Source organism: Brevibacterium daeguense (assembly GCF_021729135.1).
GTDB classification, from domain to species: domain Bacteria; phylum Actinomycetota; class Actinomycetes; order Actinomycetales; family Brevibacteriaceae; genus Brevibacterium; species Brevibacterium daeguense.
In genome coordinates this window covers 55,415-68,660 of the sequence record NZ_JAJTWW010000013.1, presented here as the reverse complement: position 1 = coordinate 68,660, position 13,246 = coordinate 55,415, and the positions used below count along the sequence as shown (strand labels likewise).

Annotated in this window: 13 protein-coding genes and 1 riboswitch; of the genes, 4 read left to right on the top strand and 9 right to left on the bottom strand. The window is 69.2% G+C overall.

The window, feature by feature from the left end; genetic code table 11:
- Positions 1-284 precede the first annotated feature (284 nt).
- Positions 285-977, bottom strand: coding sequence for a thiaminase II (gene tenA, locus LXN01_RS11330; RefSeq protein ID WP_236865219.1), 693 nt, complete (start codon positions 975-977; stop codon positions 285-287).
- Positions 978-1,008: 31 nt separating this feature from the next.
- A riboswitch (TPP riboswitch) is annotated at positions 1,009-1,112 on the bottom strand.
- 48 nt (positions 1,113-1,160) lie between these two features.
- Between tenA and LXN01_RS11325 the strand changes: the two genes are divergently transcribed.
- Together LXN01_RS11325 and LXN01_RS11320 are read left to right on the top strand one after the other, a co-directional pair.
- Complete coding sequence (locus tag LXN01_RS11325; protein WP_236865217.1) at positions 1,161-2,591, top strand: amino acid permease; 1,431 nt, start codon at positions 1,161-1,163, stop codon at positions 2,589-2,591.
- Between the two features lie 110 nt (positions 2,592-2,701).
- Positions 2,702-3,622 (top strand): exonuclease domain-containing protein, encoded by a 921-nt coding sequence (locus tag LXN01_RS11320; RefSeq protein ID WP_236865215.1) that lies wholly within the window; start codon positions 2,702-2,704, stop codon positions 3,620-3,622.
- 163 nt (positions 3,623-3,785) lie between these two features.
- On the opposite strand, the gene LXN01_RS11315 is transcribed toward LXN01_RS11320, so the two are convergent.
- From LXN01_RS11315 to LXN01_RS11295, 5 genes are all read right to left on the bottom strand, one after another.
- On the bottom strand, positions 3,786-3,989 hold the full coding sequence (locus LXN01_RS11315; RefSeq protein ID WP_236865213.1) for a DUF8730 family Cys-rich protein: 204 nt from the start codon (positions 3,987-3,989) through the stop codon (positions 3,786-3,788).
- A 46-nt stretch (positions 3,990-4,035) separates the two neighbouring features.
- Positions 4,036-4,650: a rhodanese-like domain-containing protein gene (locus tag LXN01_RS11310; protein ID WP_236865211.1), complete on the bottom strand. Its 615-nt coding sequence runs from the start codon at positions 4,648-4,650 to the stop codon at positions 4,036-4,038.
- Complete coding sequence (locus LXN01_RS11305; RefSeq protein ID WP_236865209.1) at positions 4,647-6,089, bottom strand: MBL fold metallo-hydrolase; 1,443 nt, start codon at positions 6,087-6,089, stop codon at positions 4,647-4,649. The genes LXN01_RS11310 and LXN01_RS11305 overlap by 4 nt, the downstream gene beginning before the upstream one ends.
- A gap of 117 nt (positions 6,090-6,206) precedes the next feature.
- Positions 6,207-6,578 carry a thioredoxin gene (gene trxA, locus LXN01_RS11300; RefSeq protein WP_236865207.1) on the bottom strand — a complete coding sequence of 124 codons (372 nt, stop codon included), beginning with the start codon at positions 6,576-6,578 and terminating at the stop codon, positions 6,207-6,209.
- Positions 6,579-6,632: 54 nt separating this feature from the next.
- A complete protein-coding gene (locus LXN01_RS11295) occupies positions 6,633-7,532 on the bottom strand; it encodes a sulfite exporter TauE/SafE family protein (RefSeq protein WP_236865205.1) in 900 nt (299 codons plus the stop codon).
- 100 nt (positions 7,533-7,632) lie between these two features.
- Between LXN01_RS11295 and LXN01_RS11290 the strand changes: the two genes are divergently transcribed.
- Complete coding sequence (locus LXN01_RS11290; protein ID WP_236865204.1) at positions 7,633-7,890, top strand: metal-sensitive transcriptional regulator; 258 nt, start codon at positions 7,633-7,635, stop codon at positions 7,888-7,890.
- Positions 7,891-7,902: 12 nt separating this feature from the next.
- On the opposite strand, the gene LXN01_RS11285 is transcribed toward LXN01_RS11290, so the two are convergent.
- On the bottom strand, positions 7,903-8,982 hold the full coding sequence (locus LXN01_RS11285) for an NYN domain-containing protein (protein WP_236865203.1): 1,080 nt from the start codon (positions 8,980-8,982) through the stop codon (positions 7,903-7,905).
- A 64-nt stretch (positions 8,983-9,046) separates the two neighbouring features.
- On the opposite strand from LXN01_RS11285, the gene LXN01_RS11280 reads away from it, so the two are divergent.
- Positions 9,047-9,697 (top strand): flavin reductase family protein, encoded by a 651-nt coding sequence (locus LXN01_RS11280; RefSeq protein WP_236865202.1) that lies wholly within the window; start codon positions 9,047-9,049, stop codon positions 9,695-9,697.
- Between the two features lie 94 nt (positions 9,698-9,791).
- Here the strand turns inward: LXN01_RS11280 and LXN01_RS11275 are convergent, their stop codons facing one another.
- Entirely contained in the window at positions 9,792-11,039 is a 1,248-nt protein-coding gene (locus LXN01_RS11275) for an acyl-CoA dehydrogenase family protein (RefSeq protein ID WP_236865201.1), read from the bottom strand.
- Positions 11,036-13,237 carry a 3-hydroxyacyl-CoA dehydrogenase NAD-binding domain-containing protein gene (locus LXN01_RS11270; protein ID WP_236865200.1) on the bottom strand — a complete coding sequence of 734 codons (2,202 nt, stop codon included), beginning with the start codon at positions 13,235-13,237 and terminating at the stop codon, positions 11,036-11,038. Before LXN01_RS11270 ends, LXN01_RS11275 begins: the two co-directional genes overlap by 4 nt.
- Between the last annotated feature and the right edge of the window lie 9 nt (positions 13,238-13,246).

The following is a 13,246-nucleotide window of genomic DNA, read 5'->3' as shown; positions in this document are numbered from 1 at the left end:
CTTCCTCAGCCTGTCCCTTGAACTGGAGATCACCGGCCGCTGGCCGTGGCAGAAGAAGACTGCCCCGAAGTGACCTCGGGCCCGCGCCCGAGGCGTCGCGGTTTCCCGGAGGGTCGCCCGAGCCGCCGCCGCTCCCATTGTCGTCGCGGTCGCTCTCGCCGGCCAGCACCCGAACCGGCCGAGGCGCCCGCCCTCGACCGCCAGCACCCGAACGGGCCGATGCGCCCGCCCACCCGGGATGCCAGGTGGGCGGGCGCCTCGGCGTCGGTCCGATGCGGGACTGATCAGGCCGGCAGTCGCGAGGCGAGCTGGGATTCCCAGGTCTCCTGAGTCCACGCCATCTGCCAGAAGCGGATCTCGTGATGGCAGCTGTCCTCGAAGGCCCGGGCCATCCTCTCCCGCTCGGCGGGGCTCGCCTGCTCGGCCAGCGCGTCGAAGCGGGCGATGTAGTCGTCGAGCATCGCGGTCGAGGAGTCACCGGCGTAGAACTCCCACCAGCCGCGGAACGGGTTGTCGTCGGCGACCGGCGCCTCGGCCTCCTGCCGCTGCGCGGCCCAGATGTAAGTCCAGGGGCAGGGCAGCAGCGCCGCGATCAGCACCCCGAGCGTGTCGCCGGCCGCGCGCATCATGTGGTCGATGTAGGCCTGCGCCGGCGGCTGCAGGCGGTCGACCTGCGCGTCCTCGTAGTCCACGCCGAAGGCCTCGCACATCACGTGATGCGGGTGCACCTCGTCCTCCAGCAGGAAGTTGATGCTGTCACGGAACCATGTGACCCACTCACGGTCCGGGCTCATCGCGATCCCCGCGCCGTAGCAGCGCATGTAGGCGGTCAGGTACTGGTTATCCTGCCCGACGTAGTGCAGCACGCTCTCGCGGCCGGCAGTGCCATCGGCCAGGGAGCGCAGGAACGGATGTGCGTAGAACGCTTCGAAGAGGTCGTCGTGTCGGCTGCGCAATTGCTGGGCGAAAGAGCTCATGGGAGTCCTCCGCGAGCACAAAGGGGTGCCCCGAAGGACACTGCCACGATCCCTCCGCTCGCATGATCGAGATCAGGTTCGACGGGTCGGGACCGATGTCCCTCTCAGCCCGGATGGGCACCCCGCGTGGCTGCCACTCAGCATAGCCACACCGCTGCGCCGATCGCGACTACCCTTGATGGGGTGACTTCTCAGACTGAATCGACGACGGCGTCCGCCGGTCCCTCGCAATCGCTCGAACGCGGGCTGACCCACGGTCAGATGGCGATGATCGCCATGGGCTCGGCGCTGGGCACCGGGCTGTTCCTGGGTTCGGGCGCCGCGATCGGCGTCGCCGGGCCGGGCGTGATCATCACGTACGCCATCGGCGCGCTGATCGCCGCGTGCATCGCCGCCTGCATGGGCGAGATGGCCTCCCGCTACCCCGCCCGAGGCGGTTTCGGGACGATGGCCTCCCACTTCCTCACCCCGTTCTGGGGCTACCTCGTCCGCTGGTGCTACTGGTTCGTCACCGTGGCCGTCACCGGATCCGAGCTCGTCGCCGTCGCGAAGTACCTGACCTTCTGGTGGCCGCAGGTCCCCGTCTGGCTGGGGATCGTCGTCTTCGCGGCGCTGATCCTCACCCTCAATCTCGTCAGTGTGAAGAGCTTCGGGATCGTCGAGTTCGTCCTGTCCTCGATCAAGGTCATCGCGGTTGTCGTCTTCATCTTCATCGGCGTGCTGCTCATCGTGTTCGGCCTGCCCGGACAGGAGCCCGCGGGCGTGGCGAACCTCGTCAACGACGGCGGATTCCTGCCGAACGGCTTCTCCGCGGTCTGGGTCGCGCTGTCGATCGTGATGTTCTCGTTCGGCGGGATCGAGCTCATCTCCGTCACCGCCGCCGAGGCGAAGGACCCGGGCCGCTCCGTGCGCACGGCCGCGCGCAGCACCATGGTCCGCCTGGCGCTCTTCTACGTCGCCGCGATCACCATCATCGTGTGCCTGGTCCCGTGGCAGACGGCCGCGCAGGGCCGCGACGTCGAGCACAGCCCGTTCGTCCTGGTGTTCGAGCAGATCGGCATCCCTGCCGCCGCGGGCGTCACGAACTTCATCGTGCTCATCGCCGCCCTCAGCGCCGCCAATGCGAACCTCTACGCCGGCGGGCGGCTGCTCCACTCGCTGGCGGCCGACCGGATGGCGCCGGCACCGCTGGCCCGCACCTCCGCCCATCACGTCCCGAGGCGCGCCGTCCTGGTGTCGAGCGTCGGCATCATCGCCGCCGCCGCGATGGCCGCCACCGGAGTGGGCAACGTCTTCATCATCATGATCTCGATCGTCACCTTCGTCGTCCTCGTGGTGTGGGCGCTGATCCTGGTCACCTACATCGCCTACTGGCGCAGGCGCGACGACCGGGCGCCCTTCCAGGTGTGGGGCGGACCGTACACTGCCGCGGCCGGGCTCGTTGGTGTCGCCGCGGTGTTCGCGACCGTCATCGTCGTCCCGGACATGCAGCTCGCCGCCGCCGTCGGCCTGCCGTTCATCGCCGTGCTCACGATCGCCTACTTCGCGGTGATCCGCGGGCGGATCCGCCCGGGCGCCGCCGAGGAGGCGATGGCCGAGTCCGAGGCGGTCTGAGGCAGGGCTGCCCCGCGGCTTGACACCGCGACACGGCCCGGCCGGTTCCGAGGTGTGTCCGACCCTGGCGATATAACTGGGAATCGGAGACTGGAAGGAAGAGGGCACCGATGAATTTCGTATCGATCGATTTCGAGACCGCCAACCGCCGGCGCGCCTCGGTGTGCCAGGTGGGCCTGGCGAAGGTGCGCGACGGCCGCATCGAGGCGACCGATTCCTGGTACGTCGTGCCGCCCACCGGCCTCGACTCGTTCGACCCGTTCAACATCGGCATCCACGGGATCACCGGCGCCACCGTGACCGCCGCACGCGGCCTGTCCTGGGGAGATTCCCTCGACCGGTGCGCCGACTTCATCGGGGACCTGCCCCTGGTCGCGCACAACTCCGCCTTCGACCGCTCCGTCTACGAGGAGGCGACCAGGCACATCGGCGCCGCTGTCACCACCCGTCGCTGGGAGTGCACGGTCGATCTGTCGCGGCGCCACCTCACCCTGCCGAACTACAAGCTGCCCACCGTGGCCGCGCATCTGGGACTCGCCGCGTTCGACCATCACGACGCGACCGCGGATGCTCGGGTGTGCGCGCAGATCGCGCTGGGCATCGGCACCCAGAGCGCCCTGCGCAGCTTCGAGGAGCTGTGGCCGCTGCGACCGGCCTCACCGGGCGGGTATGGGCGGCGGCGGTTCTACGAGCGCGGCTACAGCCAGCGCAAGGCGGAGCTGCCGCAGCCCAACCCTGCCGCCGACCGCAGCCATCCCCTCTTCGGCCAGCACGTGGTGATCACCGGCGACCTCGAGGGCAGGACGCGCTGGGAGGTGTTCGAGGCGCTTGCCCACCGCGGAGCGACGGTGCAGCAGAACGTCACCCGGAGGACGACGGCGCTCATCCTCGCGGATCGGCAGTTCATTCCCGGCGACTACGACCCGATGGCCGGGACCGGCAAGGAGAAGAGGGCCGCCGAGCTCCGGGAGAAGGGGTACGCCGTCGCGCTCGTCAGCGGCAGCGACGCGAGGAGGCTGCTGTTCACGTAGCCGGGCGCGGCACGTGAAAACGCAGCTGCACCGCACAGAAGATGTGCGGCGCAGCTGCGTGGGATCCGAAGCGGCTCAGTGGCCAACGGCCCTCATGTTCCGAATGCTCTTGAGCCTCCGAATCGCCTCGGAGACGAACGGACCCCCGGCGCCGAATCGGCTCTCAGCCTCCGAACAGCCGAGCAAAGAAGCCCCGCTGCGGCTCGGAGCCCGATTTCGACCCTGCCGCGGCAGTGGCCTTGCTGCCCTTCTCGTGACCTGGGCACCACTGTCCGGCGGGCACACCGCGCTTGACGTCATCGATGTGGTTGCCACAGCCGGCCCAGGTGGTCTTGCCGCAGACTTTGCAGGTTGCTGCTCTGCACATGGTGCATTCCCTTTCAGGTGATGGGTGGATCGGTGGGTTCAGGCCTTCAGGCCGCCGATGCTGCGGCCGGCGCCTGTTCGACCGGCGCCTGTTCGAACAGGGCGGCCAGCGACGGGTCGGCCTTCGCCCGGTTCCAGGGCATGCGGGACAGCACCGAGGCCATCGCGCAGGAGTCGCTGAGTGCCGAGTAGGTCAGTCCCGCACCGATCGCCCCGGCCAGCAGGCCCAGCCGGGGGTGGATGAGCTGGCCGGCGAGGGTTCCGGCGAGGACCAGCGTGCCGGCCGTCATGCGGACCTGGCGGTCCATCGCCCATCGGTTGCCCTGACGCACGACCTCCCCGCCGGTCGCCTCGTAGTCGACGATGCCGCCGTCGAGGACGTCCGCCGAGTCGAACCCGGCCGCGGTGAGCTTCCGGCACGCCTGGCCGGCGCGGTTTCCGGACTGGCAGACGAGCACCACGTGGCCGTCCAGCTTCTGGGCGAGTTCGTCGGTGTGCTCGGCGAGCTGGTCCAGCGGCACGTTGTAGGAACCGCGGATGTGGACGGTCTCGAACTCACCGGGGGTGCGCACATCGATGACCATCAGGTCGGGGTCGGCGGTGAGTCTGCGCTGCAGCTCGGTCGGGTCGACGGTGCGGAGGGCAGGTGCGGGTGCTGTCATCGGGCGGCTCCTGAGGTCTGGTTCTGAGTCTGGTTCTGGCTGTTCCAGGTGGACCAGCCGGCGTAGCTGCCGGCGAGTTCGATCACGTCGTACCCGGCACGGCGGAGGCTGCCGGCGGCAACGGAGTTGCGCAGTCCGGACTGGCAGAAGGTCACCAGCGGTCCGGAGTCCTTGGTCGGCAGCTGATCCTGGTGGAACAGCACCTTGCCGGCCGACAGCTGCTCGGCACCGGGGATGGTGCCGTCAGCGTGCTCGGTGCGGTTGCGCACGTCGAGCAGCATCGCGTCGGGCTCCCGGTCCAGCAGATCCTGGAGCTTCGCGGGCGAGACCACGGCCGGCACGGTCTGCGGCAGCCCCTCGATGCTCTGCACGTACCCGACCAGCTCGTCGACGCCGACCCGCACGAAGTGGTCGTCGTACTCGGCGGCGGTTTCCAGGTCGTCGGCCAGCACCACCAGACCGGCGTCGTCGGACTCCGGGTCGAAGGCCCACCCGATGTGGGTGGCGGCCTTGCCCAGCGACGGGATGGACAGCGCACCGGTCACGGTCCCGCTGTGGACAGCGTCGACCGGGCGGGTGTCGACCAGGGCCAGCGAACCGTCGGCCAGGCCGGCGGCGACTTCCTCGGTGCTGAACTCCCGCAGCTCCGGCCGCTCGGACAGCAGAGCGGGACCCTGCTTGTTCTGGCGCTTCATCCGGGCGAAGTAGGCGTGCGCGTCGGGCTGGCCTTCCAGCAGCTCGTCGATGAAGCCCTGCTCATCGTCGTTGGCCAGGTACTTGGCCCACCAGGCGAACGTGCGCTCGTACCCGACGGTGGTCGACGGCAGCGCACCAAGTGCCTTGCCGCAGGCCGAGCCTGCCCCGTGCCCGGGGTAGACCTGCACGTGGTCCGGCAGGGTCAGGAACGAGCTCTTCAGCGAGGCGAACAGCTGCTTGGCCCCGGCGAAGCGGGTGTCCTGGAAGCCGGCGGCCTCATCGAGCAGGTCCGGGCGGCCCACGTCGCCGGAGAAGACGAAGTCCCCGGTGAGGTAGTAGCCGGGCTCGTCGGCGAAGGCACCGTCGGTGACCAGGTAGGACAGGTGCTCAGGCGTGTGACCGGGAGTGTGGCGGGCGGTGATGGTGATGTTGCCCAGCTGGATCGTGTCGCCATCGTGCAGCAGCTCGGCGTCGAAGCCGTACTGCCAGTCCTCGCCGCCCTCACCGGAGACATAGGCGGTGGCGCCGGTTGCGGCGGCCAGCTCCCGGGTGCCGGACAGGAAGTCGGCGTGGATGTGGGTCTCGGCGACCTTGCTGATCCTCATCCCGTGATGGTCGGCCAGATCCAGGAATTCCTGGACGTCGCGACGCGGATCGATGACAATCGCCTCACCGGTGGCCTGGCAGCCGATCAGGTAGCTGGCCTGTGACAGGTCCTCGTCGTAGATGCGTTCGAGAAGCATGTTTCCTCCTTGTGGTGGTGGAAGCGGATCCCGGAGGACCGCTGTTGGTTCCAGTGTACATCATACCCCCGGGGGTATGTAAACCCGTGTACGCCGGGCAGGGAATCGACTTCCCGCTCAGGCCTTCTCGTCCTGAGCGGCTGCGAGCTGCCCGCGGACCTGGTCCATGTCCAGCTCCTCGACAGCAGTGATGACCTGCTTCAGGCCGGAGGCCGGCAGAGCACCCGGCTGGGAGAACACGAGCACGCCCTCGCGGAAGGCCATCAGAGTTGGAATGGAGCTGATCTTCGCCGCGGCAGCCAGGGCCCGCTCCGCCTCGGTATCGACCTTGGCGAAGACGATGTCGGGATGCTCCGCCGACGCCGCCTCATAGGTCGGCGCGAACATCCGGCAGGGGCCGCACCAGGACGCCCAGAAGTCGACGAGCACGATGTCGTTGTCGGCGATGGTTCGGGCGAAGTCCTGGTCGGTGAGATTGACGGTGGTCATATGGATCTCCTTGTCTGGATTATGCGTGGAATGGAATGTGTTCCGAGGGTGGGATCAGGGCGCGCCGGCTGCATCTGTCGAAGCGCGGGCGGGCGTCCGGGGCCTGAGCGGACAGCTCGGGACGGCGAACCAGCAGATGGCGGCGGCAACCGCGGCGACAGCGGCCGCACCGGCCACGATCAGGCCGAAGGGACCGGGCAGCTCCTGGACGAGCACGAACACGCCCATCACGAGGACGAAGACCCCGAAGCCCTTGCGCAGCGCAGTCTCCGGGATCCGGCCGGCCAGCTTCGCCCCGATCACCGAACCCACGATCGCCGCAAGCGTCACGGACCCGACGAGCACCCAGTCGAGGGACACCGTGGTCAGGTATCCCGCCAGGCCCGCGAACGACTTCATCGCGATGACGACCAGGGAAGTGCCGATGGCGACCGGCATGGGCAGGCCGCCCAGCAGCGCCAGGGCGGGCACGACGAGGAACCCGCCGCCCGCCCCGACCAGTCCGGTGACCAGGCCGACGACCAGACCCTCGGCCAGGACCTTGACCAGCGGCAGCTTGCGCTCGCCTGCCTTGTCCGGGTCACCGGTGCTCTTGCGGCCGCGGATCATGGCGATCGAGGTCGCCAGCATCATCAGGGCGAACGCGATCATCAGCAGCGTCCCGGGAATGAAGCCGCCGAGGATTCCGCCGAGGAACGCTCCCGCCATGCTGGCAACGCCGAAGATCAATCCGGTCCGCCATCTCACACGATTGTTGCGAGCGTGACTGATGGCGCTGAACGCCGAGGTGACGCCGACGACGAACAGCGAGGCGGCGATGGCCTCCTTGGCATCCATCCCCGCCACATATGTGAGGATCGGCACAGTGAGAATGGAGCCGCCGCCGCCCAGCAGGCCCAACGACACTCCGATCAGCACGGACAACAGCAGAGTCAGCACGAGAGTCACAGTCATGAGAACAGTATGACCTATACCCCTAGGGGTACGCAAACACCCCGAGGGGTATATACTGAGCTGATCGTCAGCTGCACCAGACCACCAGTAGGAGATGACCATGCAACTCGATACCACCGAATTGACCCCTGTGCTCAACCGGCTCAAGCGTGCCCAAGGGCAGCTCACCGCGGTTGTGCGCATGCTGGAGGAGGGCCGCGACTGCAAAGACGTGGTGACTCAGCTCTCCGCGGTCTCCAAAGCCCTGGACCGCGCGGGCTTCGCGATCATCGCCAGCGGGCTCGAGCAGTGCCTGACCAACCCTGACGAGAGCATGGACAAGAAGGACCTCGAGAAGCTGTTCCTCTCGCTCGCCTGATGCATCCGTGAGCTAGTTCGAGGAGGAGGAGCGGCGCCGGTTCCTTCCGGTCGAGCGCTGCTTGAGCCGGACCTGCAGGTTGCTCCCCTCGCGGCGATGGTCCAGGTAGGGCTGCTCCGCGACGAGGGTGCTGAGCTTGCGGTGCCCGAAGTCCCGCGGGTCGAAGTCGGCGTGCGTGCGGTTGAGATGCTGACCCAGCAGGCTCAGTGTGGCCCAGCCGTCATCGTCGCTCGTCGCATTGATCGCCTTGGTGAGCGCGCTCTGCAGGTTGATGCGCGGTGCCTGCTCGTCCTCGGCGCTGCCGTTGCCGTCCGACGCGCCCCGACCGCCGTCGGCGGTCCCTCCCCCATCGGAGGATGCCGAGTCCCCATCGAACCCGGACCCGCTGCCATGCCCGCCCGGCGAGTCCTCGGGCTCCCGGGCGGCGCCTCGGCCGTCGATGAACGTCACCGAGTGCTGACGCGAGGCGGGTCCGTCCGCATCGCCTGCGCCATGAGCAGGGGCCGCACCATGGGCGGGTGCCTGCTCGCTGGTACGGGTGTCCGCCTCGGCGCTGGTGCCGGCGGCAGCCACGCCCTCGCCCCCGGCATCGTCTCCCGCTCCGAAGTCACCGTCGGCGTCACCCTCGTCGTCGCCCCGGCCCAGCAGCTCGAGGTAGATGAACTGATCCACCGCGTTGCGCAGGGAGGCGGGCGTCCTGCGGCGTCCCAGGCCGATGACCTTCTTGCCGGATTCCCGCAGGCGCGTGGCCAGGCGGGTGAAGTCGGAGTCCGAGGACACGATGGCGAAGGCCTCGACGTTGCCCATCCACAGCAGGTCCATCGCGTCGATGATGAGCGCGGAGTCGGTGGAGTTCTTGCCGGTCGTGTAGGCGAACTGCTGCACCGGCTGGATGGCGCGGCGGTTGAGCTCCTTCTTCCACCCGGCGAGCTGGTTGGTCGTCCAGTCCCCGTAGGCCCGCTTGATCGTCGGCGTGCCGTACGCCGCCAGCTCCTCCAGCACCGCTCCGGCATGGGCGGACGACACGTTGTCGCAGTCGATGAGCACGGCGATGCGGATGTCAGCGCCCGGGGCAGCAGAAGGAATGGACATGGCACCAATCGTAGTGGGCGGGGTGTCATACTGACTGCGCATCCCCGCAGGAAGGAAGCCCGCAGTGCACTTTCAGATGAAGGACCTGACTCCGCGCGAGCGCTACAAGCTGCTGATCTCGAGTGTCACGCCGCGGCCGATCGCCTGGGTGACGACGATCGGGGCCAACGGAGTCGTCAACGCGGCCCCGTACAGCTTCTTCAATGCGTTCGGCGATTCGCCGGCGCTGCTCGTGCTCGGCCTGCTCCACGACGGCGAGGGCGCCGACAAGGACACCGCGACCAACATCAAGGCCGGCGGCGAGTTCGTCGTCAACCTGGTGCGCGAGGACGACATCGAGCAGATGAACCTCTCCTGCGCCGACGTGCCCCGCGACGTCAGCGAGATCGAGTACGCGGGCATCGCCACCGCCCCCGCGCTCGAGGTGGCCCCGCCGCTCATCGCGACGTCGCCGGTGAGCTTCGAATGCCGGCTCGTGGAGGCGCTCGACATCGGCACCCGACAGTCGGTCGTCATCGGCGAGGTGCTGGTCACCCACGTCGCCGACGAGTTCGTCACCGATCCCGAGCGCCTGTACCTGGACACGCCGGCGATGCGCCTGGTGGGGCGCCTCCACGGGTCCGGGAACTACGTCCGCACCACCGACACCTTCACCGTGCCGCGGCCGCGCTACGACCCCGAGCGGCTGGCCGGGCGCGACAGCACCAGCCCCTGAGGACGCGCGGGTTGGGTGGCGGCTGGTTCAGCCCCGACGTTCTCCCCCTGGAGTCCTGACAGGATCCACCCCGGCCGGTTCAGCCTCGGCCCGTTCAGCCCCGGCTGGTGAAGGCGCCGATCCCGGTGAGGGTGCGGCCGATCGTGAGCTGGTGGACCTCGTCGGTGCCCTCGTAGGTGCGCACCGACTCGAGGTTGTTGGCGTGGCGCAGCGGCGAGTGCTCAAGTGTGATCCCGTTGCCGCCGAGCATCTCCCGGGCCTCGCGAGCGATCTCGATCGCGACCCGGCAGTTGTCGAGCTTGCCGGCGGAGATCATCGCCGGGGTCACCGCCTCGGCGTCGGCATCCTTGACCCGGCCGATCTGGTGGGCCAGCAGGTATCCCCTGTTGATCGCGACTGCCATGTCGGCGAGCTTGGCCTGCGTCAGCTGGTAGGACGCCAGCGGTGCGCCGAACTGCTCGCGGTCCGCGGTGTAGTCGAGCACGGCGTTGAACGCGTCCCGCGCCGCGCCCATCACGCCCCAGATGATCCCGAACCGCGCCTCGTTGAGGCACTGGAACGGGCCTTTGAGACCGACAGCGGAATCCGCCGGCAGGATCGCGTCGGCCGGCAGGCGCACATCCTCCAGGCGAATCTCGCACTGCACGGACGCTCGCATCGACAGCTTCTGGCTGATCGCCTCCGCGGAGAACCCGGGAGTGTCGGTCGGCACGACGAAGCCGCGCACCCCGCGGCCATCGCCGTGCTCGCCGGTCTGCGCCCAGATCACCGCGACATCGGCCAAGGTGGCCAGCCCGATCCACCGCTTGGCACCGCCCAGCACCCAGTCCCCGCCCGGCTCCTGCCGGGCGGTGGTGGTCATGGCCGCCGGGTCCGAGCCGGCGGCGGGCTCGGTCAGCCCGAAGCAGCCGACCGCCTCGCCGGAAGCCATCTTCTGCAGCCATTCGTTCTTCTGGTCCTCGGAGCCGTGCTTGTGGATCGCCGACATCGCCAGCGAACCCTGCACGGAGACGATGGTCCGCAGGCCGGAGTCGCCTGCCTCCAGCTCCTGATTGGCCAGCCCGTACTCCACCGCCGAGCGGCCGGGGCAGCCGTAGCCGTCCAGGTGCATGCCCAGCACGCCGAGCCTGCCGAACCCGGCGATGATCTCCTGCGGGAAGATGGCGCGCTCGTACCAGTCCGCGATGTGCGGCCGGATGTGCTCGTCGACGAAGGCGCGCACGTCGAGAGCGCGCTGCTTCTCCTCCGCGGAGAACAGTCCGTCCAGCCCCGTCAGGTCGACCGGGCCCAGGAATGACGACGAGGTGTCCTGCGACGGGGCAGCGCTGCGGTCCGCGCTCATCGTCCGCCCACCTCACTGAAGTCGGTGCGCCCGGCCGCGACCAGCCGTTCGAGCAGCTCCGCCGGCTTCCAGTACTCGCCCACGGTCTGCTGGAGCTCACGCATCCGCTCGACGACGGTCGCCAGGCCGAGGGTCGTCGCGTAGTGCATGGGCCCGCCGCGGTAGGCGGGGAAGCCGTAGCCATTGGCCCACACCACGTCGATGTCCGAGGCGCGCTGGGCGATGCCCTCATCGAGCAGCGTGGCGCCCTCGTTGACGAGCGCGAGCATGCAGCGTTCGACGATCTCCTCATCGGCGACCTCGCGCCTGGTCACGCCGCGCTCGGCAGCACAGGCCGCGATGATCTCCTCGACGACCGGGTCCTCGTGCGGAGTGCGATCGCCGTCCTCGTAGCGGTAGAAGCCGGCGCCGGTCTTCTGGCCATAGCGGCCGGCCTCGAACAGCCTGGTGGAGATGTCGGACTGGGAGGCGAGCAGCACAGGGTCGGCGGTCTCCCGGAAGCGGCGGCGTCCCGCCTCGCCGACGTCGATCCCCGCGAGGTCGGACATCGCGAACGGGCCCATCGCCATCCCGAAGTCCTGCAGCGCGGCGTCGACCTGACGCGGGCTCGCGCCCTGCTCCAGCAGCTGCTCGGCCTCGCGCCGGTACGGCGAGAGCATCCGGTTGCCGATGAACCCGTCGCACACCTGGGCGAGCACGGGCAGTTTGCCGATCCGCTGAGCGAGCGCCATCGAGGTGGCGAGCACATCGTCGGCGGTCTGCGCGCCCTGCACCACCTCGAGGAGTCGCATGACGTGGGCCGGGCTGAAGAAGTGGAGTCCGATGACGTCGGCCGGCGCCGAGGTGGCCGCCGCGATCTCGTTGACGTCCAGCCGCGAGGTGTTGGTCGCGAGGATGGACCCGGGCCGGCGGATCCGGTCCAGTTCCGCGAAGACCTCCTTCTTCACCTCGAGGTCCTCGAACACCGCCTCGACGATGATGTCGACCTGCGCTGCGGCGTCATAGGAGGTGGCCGGGGTGATGAGGCCACGGCGCTGATCCGCCTCGGCCGCGGTGATCCGGCCCTTGACCACGGAGCGCTCATAAGTGCGGGCGACGGTGGACCGGGCGCGCTCCAGCGCCTCCTGGCTCCGGTCGACCAGGCCGACCGGGATTCCGGCGTCCGCGAAGGACATCGCGATGCCCACACCCATCGTCCCGGAGCCGATCACTGCGGCCGAGCGGATGTCGCGCAGCGGGGTGTCCTTGGGAATCGAATCGATGCGGGCGGCGGTGCGCTCGGCGAAGAAGAGGTAGCTCAGCGCCGTGGCCTCCGGACTGCCGACGAGCTGCTCGAACTCGGCCCGCTCGACGCCGAGCCCGGTGCTGATGTCCGAGGTGACGGACGCCTCGACGGCGGTGATCGCGGCCAGCTGGGCGCGCGAGTTGCGACGGTTGCGCCGGGCTGCGGCGCGAGCGGCATCGAAGTCTGCGCCGGCGGGTTCGGCGCGCTCGATGCCGTCGATGACACGGTGCGCAGTGCCGTCGTCGGCGCAGCCGTCGACGAAATGGATGGCGGCCTGCACCGGGTCGCCCTCGAACAGCGCGTCGACGATTCCGAGCTCGAGCGCGCGTTCGGCGTCGATGTGCTCGGCGCTGATGATGAGGTCGAGCGCGGGACCCGCGCCGATGAGTCGGGGCAGGCGCTGGGTTCCGCCGCCGCCGGGGATGAGGCCGAGGTTGACCTCGGGCAGGCCGAGCTTGGCGGTGCGTTCGGCGATGCGGTAGTGGCAGCCCATGCTGAGCTCGAGTCCGCCGCCCAGGGCGAAGCCGTGGATGGCGGCGATGACCGGGATCTTCAGTTCGAGCATCCGGGCGAGCAGCTCGCTCATCGGCGGGCCCGCGGTGAAGGCGGGGGTGCCGAGCTGGCGCACATCGGCGCCTCCGGAGAACGCGCGACCGGCTCCGGTCAGGACGACGGCCGTGGTCTCCGGGCGGTCGACGATCGCGTCCAGGGCGGCGCTGAGTCCCTGCCGGATCGTGTCGCCGAGCCCGTTGACCGGTGGATTGTCGAGGGTGATGACCGCGGTGGTCCCGTCGAAGTGGAGGGCGACGGTGTCGGACATCCGAACAGGTGCGGTGTCGGTGGTAGAGGTTCCGGCGGAGGAGCCGGGGCCGGCGGAGGAGCCGGAGGGGCCGGGGGCGGACTGGGACATCATCGTTCCTTT

What these genes read in the sequence shown, in the direction of transcription:
- LXN01_RS11315 (WP_236865213.1), bottom strand. Translation starts at nt 3,989, where the DNA reads ATGTGCAGAGCAGCAACCTGCAAAGTCTGCGGCAAGACCACCTGGGCC.
- LXN01_RS11295 (WP_236865205.1), bottom strand. Translation starts at nt 7,532, where the DNA reads ATGACTGTGACTCTCGTGCTGACTCTGCTGTTGTCCGTGCTGATCGGA.
- LXN01_RS11275 (WP_236865201.1), bottom strand. Translation starts at nt 11,039, where the DNA reads ATGAGCGCGGACCGCAGCGCTGCCCCGTCGCAGGACACCTCGTCGTCA.
- LXN01_RS11310 (WP_236865211.1), bottom strand. Translation starts at nt 4,650, where the DNA reads ATGACAGCACCCGCACCTGCCCTCCGCACCGTCGACCCGACCGAGCTG.
- tenA (WP_236865219.1), bottom strand. Translation starts at nt 977, where the DNA reads ATGAGCTCTTTCGCCCAGCAATTGCGCAGCCGACACGACGACCTCTTC.
- LXN01_RS11290 (WP_236865204.1), top strand. Translation starts at nt 7,633, where the DNA reads ATGCAACTCGATACCACCGAATTGACCCCTGTGCTCAACCGGCTCAAG.
- trxA (WP_236865207.1), bottom strand. Translation starts at nt 6,578, where the DNA reads ATGACCACCGTCAATCTCACCGACCAGGACTTCGCCCGAACCATCGCC.
- LXN01_RS11270 (WP_236865200.1), bottom strand. Translation starts at nt 13,237, where the DNA reads ATGATGTCCCAGTCCGCCCCCGGCCCCTCCGGCTCCTCCGCCGGCCCC.
- LXN01_RS11285 (WP_236865203.1), bottom strand. Translation starts at nt 8,982, where the DNA reads ATGTCCATTCCTTCTGCTGCCCCGGGCGCTGACATCCGCATCGCCGTG.
- LXN01_RS11305 (WP_236865209.1), bottom strand. Translation starts at nt 6,089, where the DNA reads ATGCTTCTCGAACGCATCTACGACGAGGACCTGTCACAGGCCAGCTAC.
- LXN01_RS11320 (WP_236865215.1), top strand. Translation starts at nt 2,702, where the DNA reads ATGAATTTCGTATCGATCGATTTCGAGACCGCCAACCGCCGGCGCGCC.